2 protein-coding genes are annotated in these 1,628 nt (G+C 32.9%); both read right to left on the bottom strand.

Going from position 1 to position 1,628, the window contains the following annotated elements:
- Positions 1-285: 285 nt before the first annotated feature.
- A complete protein-coding gene (locus tag JQM82_RS15535; RefSeq protein WP_235251319.1) occupies positions 286-804 on the bottom strand; it encodes a TIR domain-containing protein in 519 nt (172 codons plus the stop codon).
- A 13-nt stretch (positions 805-817) separates the two neighbouring features.
- A partial coding sequence (locus JQM82_RS15530; protein ID WP_235251318.1) for a macro domain-containing protein occupies positions 818-1,628 on the bottom strand: 811 nt, incomplete at its 5' end.

Below are 1,628 nucleotides of genomic sequence, written 5' to 3'. Positions count from 1 at the left end.
AGATTCTACATTAAAGCGCAGGCGATGTTAATGGTGCGCAAGGATGCTGGCATCATTGCGTGCTATTAACATCGCAACGAGTGTCAACAATTATTCATTCTCTGACCTCAACTCAGAGTAACCAAAGACACGTAGTCTTTAGATTAATACTAGAATCTCTTATTAACATAATATCACATTTATTTACTTTTTTCTACTTGCAATTCTGCAAATTCTTTTCAACTTTATTTATCTAAATTTCTCTCATAACAATATCCTCCGACGGGATAAACTGATCTTTTATTGTTATGTTTCTAATACTTTCTTCACTGCATTGTAATCCCAGTAACATTTACCGTCTATACCTTTATACACCATTGCCACGTGTGTTCCTCTATATCTAACCGCAGATGGACACTTCGATTTATCCACACGCAAATCATTATAAAGCACAACAATTTTTATATCTGACTCAACCGCTTTATCACATTCAAATTTAATAAAGCTTCGTTTATCAACGGTATAACCTTTTGCACAATACCCAATATAATTATTATAACTCTTACAGAAATGGCAACTTCCCTTTGAAACTGAATCTGTATGATCTCCTACTATCAAAACAAATGCCTTTGATACGTCCATCCGCTTTTTTAAAGAAGTTTTAATAGAACACGGCAAACTACTATCTCTAGACTGCGTTAATTCATGTGCATCATGAAAGACAAGGCTCCATTTATGTCCATTCTTCCATTTATAAAGTTGATCTACTGCATCTTTATCATGATCCCAATCTGCCGCAATATATGTTTTTGTTCTGTATGTCATCTCCATCCCCTCCTTATCTAAAACTTTGATTGTGTTGAATATGATAGAAGTCCAGATCTTCTATATCTGATTTATAAATAACAATATTTATTTTCTTATCTCCATATGTATTGTGGAATCCACTTATCTTCAAAGACCACAACATAACTTCCAGTAATTCTTGTTTTGAAGGTTTACCATTCCTAAATCTTGCAATCCCAGCCCCAATCAATGGAATATTTATAGTTCGCCCCGCATATATTTCATCAATATTTTCCCAAAAACGCATCCAAAAGCCTGTATATTCTTCAGCTGACAAATACGCTTTATTGTTTTCATTAAATTTTGTAAACGCAGCAAGTACATAGGATTCAAATTCTACTACACTACCAATAGGATACTTTTTCTTTCTCCCCTTAACTCTCTTTGGAACTTCTACACAATTACCTTCTTTATTTAATATTTTATCTGTTTCTATAGTGTGTTCCAATTTTTCTAACTTTCCATCTTGAACAATTCGATCAATATATTGTCCATGTAAAGTTTTTTTTGCAATAATGCGATCATCTACAATTGTATCATAATAATCGTTTACTGCAATAATGCTAATTTCGCCTTTCCGATCCTCGGGCTTTTTGTCTAACAGTTCAAAAATATTACCCTCTTGAATTCGTACCTTCGTATTATTTATTTTCAATCTTACATCTTTCTGATGATTCGCATTCCACCACATGAGAACGAAAATCAATAGTAATACCGCAATAAAAATATTTACTGCAGGTCTAATATCAAACTTCATATCCCGAGCTGTTATAAAAAAAGATATTAAAGTCACAATGGAACTT

The organism is Faecalicatena contorta, from assembly GCF_021531995.1.
In the GTDB taxonomy this organism is placed as follows: Bacteria; Bacillota; Clostridia; order Lachnospirales; family Lachnospiraceae; genus Dorea_A; species Dorea_A contorta_A.
Note: the sequence above shows the minus strand (reverse complement) of the source record. Positions and strands in the feature narration are given on the sequence as shown.

Excerpts from the sequence above, each read along its gene's own strand:
- JQM82_RS15535 (WP_235251319.1), bottom strand. The coding sequence starts at position 804 with ATGACATACAGAACAAAAACATATATTGCGGCAGATTGGGATCATGAT.